Genomic DNA, 6,682 nt, shown 5'->3' on the forward strand with positions numbered 1-6,682 from the left:
CGGTTTCCCGGAGTGCGCGGCCAGATCGAGCGCGTCGCGGCCGATCTGGCCGCCGGCCGGAACTGTGTGTGGCTGCTACCGGACGACCTGGTCGTCGCCGGGCACGCCGAGGAACTGCACCGCGCGGTGCTGAGCCGCGCGCCCGAACACATCCAGTTGCCCGAGCCCGGGGCCGTGCAGGCGGAACTCGTGCCCCCGGAGCCCGCCCCGCACCCGTACGTCACCGCTGACGTGCCGCTGCTCGACGGCTTCGACGACGGCTTCGACATCGGCTGGGACCTTCCGGGACCCCGTTGGCAGATGCCGCCCGCACCCGTCGGCGGCGGGCCGTCCGAGCTGGTGACCCGGCTCGCGAAGGAGCTCTCCGTCGACCCGGAGCGCGCGGTCGACGAGCTGACCGACCCCGCCGCTCACTGGCGGCCCGTCATCGGCGTACGCGCCTGGACCGAGCCCGACACCCGGCACGGAGAGCGCGGGCATGACATCGCCCGCCTCGTGCGCGCCCTGGACGCGGCGGTCAAGGACGTCGGCCTGCTCCCGGAGCAGCGCCCCAGGGTGATGATCACCGGGCGGCTGCGCGACCTGCCGCCGCAGCTCCCCGACGAACTGGAGCTCGACCTGGCGACGACCTCGGTGCACTGGTGGTGGGGCACCGTGGGCCGGCTCGACAGCGCCACACTTCTCCACGGACTCGGCGCACCCGACGGCCACCGGACCGCCATGGGCGGCACCGTCCTTCGCACCCGTGTGCTCAGGGCGCTGCGCGCGGAGGTGGTGAGCGAGCTGTGCGGCCCGGACCTCGTTCTCGCCGCGGAGCTGTTCCGCTGCTGGGACGGCAGCGACCGCAGCCTGGACGACTGCCTGCGCGTCTGCCTGGCGACCCGGACGCCCGCCTCCGGTGCCGACTGCCCACCGTTGCCCAGCGGGGCGGGCCTGCGGCACAAACCGCCCTCGGCACTCCGCGAGGCGTGGGCGCGCGGCTCCGTTCAGGCGTGGGACGGCAGACCCAGGCTCCACCCCGCCCTCTGGCACACCGACGGCGGCGAGGGGCGCCCTGACCAGCTCAGCATCCTGGTCAGCCAGGCTCAGGCCCGTGTGCTGATGCCGTGGATCGAGGAGGCGCGGCGACGGCTCGCCGAACTGGCGCTGGCCTACGCGAACCGGCCGGTCCGCGAACTGGTGGAGCTCTACGTGCGCAACCGCCTCCGGGATCACACCACCCGTCCGGAGCGGACCTTTCTCTGCGCGGAGGCATCCGAACTGGAGCGCGCCTCCCTCAGGGGCCACATATCCCTTCCGATCGACGAACGGCTGCTGCTGGCGACCGTGGTCAAGGCCCGCAACACGCTGTCCCACCGCAAGGTCCTGGAGGACGACCACCTCGACGAGCTCTGTGCCAAGCTGACGGCCGCCGACCTCAGGTGGGGGCACGACACCTAGTCACCCGGCTCGCACGGCGCGGTCGACGATGCCGTGAACTGTAGAAACCCCACAGCGAGTCCCCCATGCCACTGTCGGTGCCCGAATGTCCCACCCCGGGAGCCGACCGATAGGTTTTCGGTGAAGCCGCCTGTCATCGCCGCCTGTCGTCCAGGTGCCCGGGCGGGGAATCAGTCCGCTATCGAAAGGGTGATCCGTTGAGCCGCTCGGTTCTCGTCACCGGAGGCAACCGGGGCATCGGCCTCGCCATCGCCCGCGCGTTCGCCGACGCCGGCGACAAGGTCGCGATCACGTACCGCTCGGGGGAGCCGCCGGCCGGTTTCCTCGCCGTGAAGTGCGACATCACCGACCCCGAGCAGGTGGAGCAGGCCTACAAGGAGATCGAGGCCCAGCACGGCCCGGTCGAGGTCCTGGTCGCCAACGCCGGCGTCACCAAGGACCAGCTGCTGATGCGGATGAGCGAGGAGGACTTCACCTCGGTCATCGACACCAACCTCACCGGCACCTTCCGCGTGGTCAAGCGCGCCAACCGCGGCATGCTGCGCGCCAAGAAGGGCCGCGTCGTCCTGATCTCGTCGGTCGTCGGTCTCCTCGGCTCCGCGGGCCAGGCCAACTACGCCGCCTCCAAGGCCGCCCTGGTCGGCTTCGCGCGCTCCCTCGCCCGTGAGCTGGGCTCGCGCAACATCACCTTCAACGTCGTCGCGCCCGGCTTCGTCGACACCGACATGACCAAGGTGCTCACCGACGAGCAGCGCGCGAACATCGTGTCGCAGGTCCCGCTGGGCCGGTACGCGCAGCCGGAGGAGGTCGCCGCCGCGGTGCGGTTCCTCGCCTCGGACGACGCCTCGTACATCACTGGAGCCGTCATCCCCGTTGACGGCGGACTGGGAATGGGTCACTGATCACCATGAGCGGAATTCTCGAGGGCAAGCGCGTCCTGATCACCGGTGTGCTGATGGAGTCCTCCATCGCCTTCCACACCGCCAAGCTGGCCCAGGAGCAGGGCGCCGAGATCATCCTGACCGCTTTCCCGCGGCCCACGCTGACCGAGCGCATCGCGAAGAAGCTCCCGAAGCCCACCAAGGTCATCGAGCTGGACGTGACCAACGAGGAGCACCTGGGGCGCCTGGCCGACCTCGTCGGCGAGGAGCTCGGGGGCCTGGACGGCGTCGTCCACTCCATCGGCTTCGCGCCGCAGGACGCCCTCGGCGGCAACTTCCTGAACACGCCGTTCGAGTCGGTCGCCACCGCCATGCACGTCTCGGCGTTCTCGCTGAAGTCGCTGACCATGGCCTGCCTGCCGCTGATGCAGAACGGCGGGTCCGTCGTCGGCCTCACCTTCGACGCCCAGTACGCCTGGCCGCAGTACGACTGGATGGGCCCGGCCAAGGCCGCCCTGGAGGCCACCAACCGCTACATGGCCCGTGACCTGGGCAAGCAGAACATCCGCTGCAACCTCATCTCGGCGGGGCCGATCGGCTCCATGGCCGCCAAGTCCATCCCGGGCTTCAGCGAGCTGGCCTCCGTGTGGGACAGCCGTTCCCCGCTGGAGTGGGACCTGAAGGACCCGGAGCCGGCCGGCCGCGGCGTCGTCGCCCTGCTGAGCGACTGGTTCCCGAAGACCACGGGCGAGATCATCCACGTCGACGGCGGTCTGCACGCCATCGGCGCCTGATCGCTGCCTAAGCTGCGGTCGAAGGGCCCGCACCCGTGTGGTGCGGGCCCTTCGCGTGTCCCCCGTTCGGCCTATCCGGCCGGGCGGAGCCGGGGGGCGACCGGGCACGCTGGATTACGCGTTCTCCTCACGCGTCCCTCCCCAGCACGGCCGAGGAGGTCCCCTTGTGCGCCTGTTCCGCAGCCTGGCCTCAGTGACCGTAGCCGTAGCCCTGGTGCTGTCCCTGCCGTACGAGGCGATGCCCCACGCGCGCGTGGAGGTACGCGAGCCGGACGCGCCGAAACCGTTCGGCGCCGAGTGCCGCACCCGCGTGCGCGGCTCCGAGGTGACCGCCCACTGTCACAACCCCTATGTGGACACCGACCGCGTGCGGCTGCACATCGAGTGCGCCCGCTGGTGGGACCTGGACACCGACAGCGCCCCGGTCGACACCGGGCCGGCGATGACCGTACGGCTGACCGGCCGCTGCTGGAAGGAGGTCCGCGCGGTGTGGATCAGCCACCAGAACCGGGGGAGCTGAACCGGCACAGGAACGGATAGCCCGCCGCCTCCACCGCCGCGGTCTGCGCGTCGCCCGCGCGGATGGCGTCCACCAGCCCCCCGTGGTCCATGTGGGTCTCGGGGGACAGCGTCTCGCCCACGTCCTCGCGCAGCCAGTCCCGCAGCACCTCGCCCAGGTCCGCGTACATCGCCGTCATGACGTCGTTGTGGGAGGCAGCCACCACCGCCAGGTGGAAGGTGGCGTCCGCGGTCACGAACCGCTCCTTGTCGCCCGCCGCCCAGGCCTCCTCGCGCCGCTCCAGCAGCGCGTCGAGCTGCTTGAGGTCCTTCTCGGTGCGCCGCTCGGCGGCCAGCTTCGCGGCGGCCGACTCCAGGGCGGAGCGCAGCTCCGCGACGTGCCGGGGGTCGGCGCCCGCGAAACGGCGGTGCATCACGCCGGCCAGCTCGCTGGTCGCCACGACGTAGGTGCCGGAGCCCTGGCGGATGTCCAGCAGGCCGTTGTGCGCGAGCGCCCGGACCGCCTCACGGACCGTGTTGCGGGCGACGCCGAGCTGTTCCACCAGCTCCGGCTCGGTCGGGATGCGGGAGCCGACCGGCCACTCGCCCGAGGTGATCTGGTTGCGCAGCTCGGCGATGACCTGCTCGGACAGCGCCGAACGACGGGGGTGGCTCAAGGGCATGGCACACCTTCGCACGGGACGGGCGGCAGCGGACGCCCGGGCAATGGACAACCAATCATCCCATGATTCTATGATGGGCGGCATGGCAAGCGAGGAAACCCAGACGAGGAACCACACGGTCCGAGACGCACGCGACCCCTCGCCGGGCGGCACCGGCGGTGACGGCGCCGCCGCCGTCACGGGTGCCCCCGCGCGCAAAGGCACCACGCGCGTGTGGACCACGCGCCTGGTCGTCGTCGGCATCATGCTGTCCGCCCTCAACCTCCGCCCCGCCATCACCAGCCTCGGCGCGCTCCTGGAGGAGGTCCGTGACGGCCTCGGCATGAGCGGCAGCGTCGCCGGACTGCTCACCTCCGTGCCGCCGCTCTGCTTCGCCGTCTTCGGCGTCATGGCGCCCCGGCTGGCCCGCCGCTTCGGCCCCGCCGCCGTGGTGTGCGCCGGTATGGCGGCCATCGCCGCCGGCCTGGTCATCCGGCCGTTCACCGGCGGTACGCCGGGCTTCCTGGCCGCCAGCGCGCTCGCGCTGATGGGCATAGCGGTCAGCAACGTCCTCATGCCGGTCATCGTCAAGCGGTGGTTCCCCGACCGGGTCGGTTCCATGACCGGCGCGTACTCGATGGCGCTCGCCCTCGGCACCTCGACCGCCGCCGCCGTGACCGTTCCGGTCACCGACGCGCTGGGCGGCGACTGGCGGTCCGGGCTCGCCGTGTGGGCCGCGCTCGCGGCGGCGGCGGTACTGCCGTGGCTGCCGGTGCTCCAGGACCGGGGGGCTTCTTCGGCCGCCGGTGCCGAGACGGCCCAGGGCGAGCCCTTCCGGAGGGAGACTGCCCAGGGGGAGGCCGAGGCGGCGCCCGTGCTGCGGATCACCCGGAGCCGCACCGCGTGGGCGCTCGCCGTGTTCTTCGGCCTCCAGGCCACCGCCGCGTACATCACGATGGGCTGGATGGCCCAGATCTTCCGCGACGCCGGAGTCGCGGCCGGTACGGCCGGTCTGCTGCTCGCCGTCACGATGGTGATGGGCGTGCCGCTGGCCTTCGTCATCCCGCGCCTGGCCACCCGGCTGCCCCACCAGGGGCCCATCGTGCTCGCGCTCGGCGTCTGCGGCCTCGCCGGCTACGCCGGCCTCTACTTCGCCCCGGCCGGCGGCGCCTGGGCCTGGGCCGTGCTCCTGGGCGTCTCCAACTGCGCCTTCCCGCTCGCCCTCACCATGGTCGGGATGCGCGCGCGGTCCGGCCCGGGCGTGGCCCAGCTGTCCGCGTTCGCCCAGAGCACCGGCTATCTGCTCTCCATCCCCGGCCCGCTCCTGGTGGGCGTCCTCTACCAGCACAGCGGCGGCTGGGGCCTGCCGATCGCACTCATGGTCGCCCTGATGATCCCGCAGATGGCCGTCGGCTGGCTGGCCGGCCGAGACCGCACGGTGGAGGACGAGGCGACCGGGCGGTGAGGTCTCTGGCGGGGCTGGGTGGTGCGGACTGCGGCGCCCCCGCGCGGTGGGAACCCCCCGGCCGCGCCGGTTGGTAGCGATCTCGGCGGTGCGAGGCGGTGAGAGCGCCCGGTGCCGCGCGGTGAGAATCCCCGGCGGGGGCCGGGTGCTGCGGACTCCGCCGCCCCCGCGTGGTGGGAACCCCTGGCTGCGCCGGGCGGTAGCGACTCCGGCGGGGCGTGGCGGGTGAGAGCGCCCGGCGCCGCCGCGCGATGGGAGTCCCCGGCGGGGCCGGGCTGTGCGGACTCCGGCGCCCCCGCGCGGTGAGAATCCCCGGCTGCGCCGGGCATCGGGGCCCTGGCGGGCCGGGCAGAGGGGCCCCGCGGGCCTGGGCGATGAGAGCGCCCGGCGGCGCCGCGCGGTGCGGACCGGGTGGGGCGGGGCGGATGAGAACCCCCGGCGCGGGCCGCGCGGTGGCGAATCCGCGGCCGCGCCGGGCATCGGGGCCCTGCGGGCCGAGCAGAGGGGGGCGCCGGCGGGCGGGGACGGCCAGAGCCCCGTGCGGCGCCGCGCGGTGCGAACCCCGGCGGGCGCGGCGGTCAGAACCTCCCGCGCCGCCGCGCGGTGCGCCCCCGGCAGGGCCGGGCGGCGGGGACCCTGGCAGGGCCTGGCGGTGGGGACCCCGCCAGGGCCGGGCGGTGCCGTGGGTGCGACACTTGCCGTATGCCAGTGCTCGAGCCGAATCCCCAGAACGGCCAGAAGAAGATGCTGATCGTCTTCGGCTCGTTCTTCGCCATCTTCGTGATCATCGCCGTCATCGCGTCGATCGCCGCGCCGTGAGGGCCCGTGGTGGGGTTGTCCCCACCATCCCCTAGGTGTATTGACCCGTAGCGTTGTTTACGCGGCTGATTGGCGGGTGTCCGTCGAGTGCGGTGTGGCAGCGGTGGTGGTTGTAGGTGTGGA

General features: G+C 72.9%; 7 protein-coding genes. 6 read left to right on the forward strand and 1 reads right to left on the reverse strand.

The genetic code is table 11. The annotated features are described in order from the left end of the window. Window positions 1-12: 12 nt before the first annotated feature. The 4 genes from ACIG0D_RS34485 to ACIG0D_RS34500 all read left to right on the forward strand — a co-directional run bounded on the left by ACIG0D_RS34485 (window position 13) and on the right by ACIG0D_RS34500 (window position 3,635). Window positions 13-1,440, forward strand: coding sequence for a hypothetical protein (locus ACIG0D_RS34485; protein ID WP_399809146.1), 1,428 nt, complete (start codon window positions 13-15; stop codon window positions 1,438-1,440). Window positions 1,441-1,637: 197 nt separating this feature from the next. Then, complete coding sequence (fabG, locus tag ACIG0D_RS34490; protein ID WP_399809149.1) at window positions 1,638-2,342, forward strand: 3-oxoacyl-[acyl-carrier-protein] reductase; 705 nt, start codon at window positions 1,638-1,640, stop codon at window positions 2,340-2,342. 5 nt (window positions 2,343-2,347) lie between these two features. Further along, the gene (gene fabI / locus ACIG0D_RS34495; protein WP_399809152.1) at window positions 2,348-3,115 is read left to right on the forward strand and encodes an enoyl-ACP reductase FabI; all 768 of its coding nucleotides are present in this window, start codon (window positions 2,348-2,350) and stop codon (window positions 3,113-3,115) included. Between the two features lie 166 nt (window positions 3,116-3,281). Further along, complete coding sequence (locus ACIG0D_RS34500; protein ID WP_399809155.1) at window positions 3,282-3,635, forward strand: hypothetical protein; 354 nt, start codon at window positions 3,282-3,284, stop codon at window positions 3,633-3,635. On the opposite strand, the gene ACIG0D_RS34505 is transcribed toward ACIG0D_RS34500, so the two are convergent. Then, a complete protein-coding gene (locus ACIG0D_RS34505; RefSeq protein WP_399809158.1) occupies window positions 3,610-4,296 on the reverse strand; it encodes a FadR/GntR family transcriptional regulator in 687 nt (228 codons plus the stop codon). The two genes, ACIG0D_RS34500 and ACIG0D_RS34505, sit on opposite strands and share 26 nt — an antisense overlap. 82 nt (window positions 4,297-4,378) lie before the next feature. Between ACIG0D_RS34505 and ACIG0D_RS34510 the strand changes: the two genes are divergently transcribed. Both ACIG0D_RS34510 and ACIG0D_RS34515 read left to right on the forward strand, forming a co-directional pair. Beyond that, window positions 4,379-5,740 (forward strand): CynX/NimT family MFS transporter, encoded by a 1,362-nt coding sequence (locus ACIG0D_RS34510; RefSeq protein WP_399809161.1) that lies wholly within the window; start codon window positions 4,379-4,381, stop codon window positions 5,738-5,740. A 702-nt stretch (window positions 5,741-6,442) separates the two neighbouring features. Further along, the gene (locus ACIG0D_RS34515) at window positions 6,443-6,559 is read left to right on the forward strand and encodes an SGM_5486 family transporter-associated protein (protein WP_365760697.1); all 117 of its coding nucleotides are present in this window, start codon (window positions 6,443-6,445) and stop codon (window positions 6,557-6,559) included. Window positions 6,560-6,682 lie beyond the last annotated feature (123 nt).

Source organism: Streptomyces sp. NPDC052773, from assembly GCF_044547145.1.
Classification (GTDB): Bacteria; Actinomycetota; Actinomycetes; order Streptomycetales; family Streptomycetaceae; genus Streptomyces.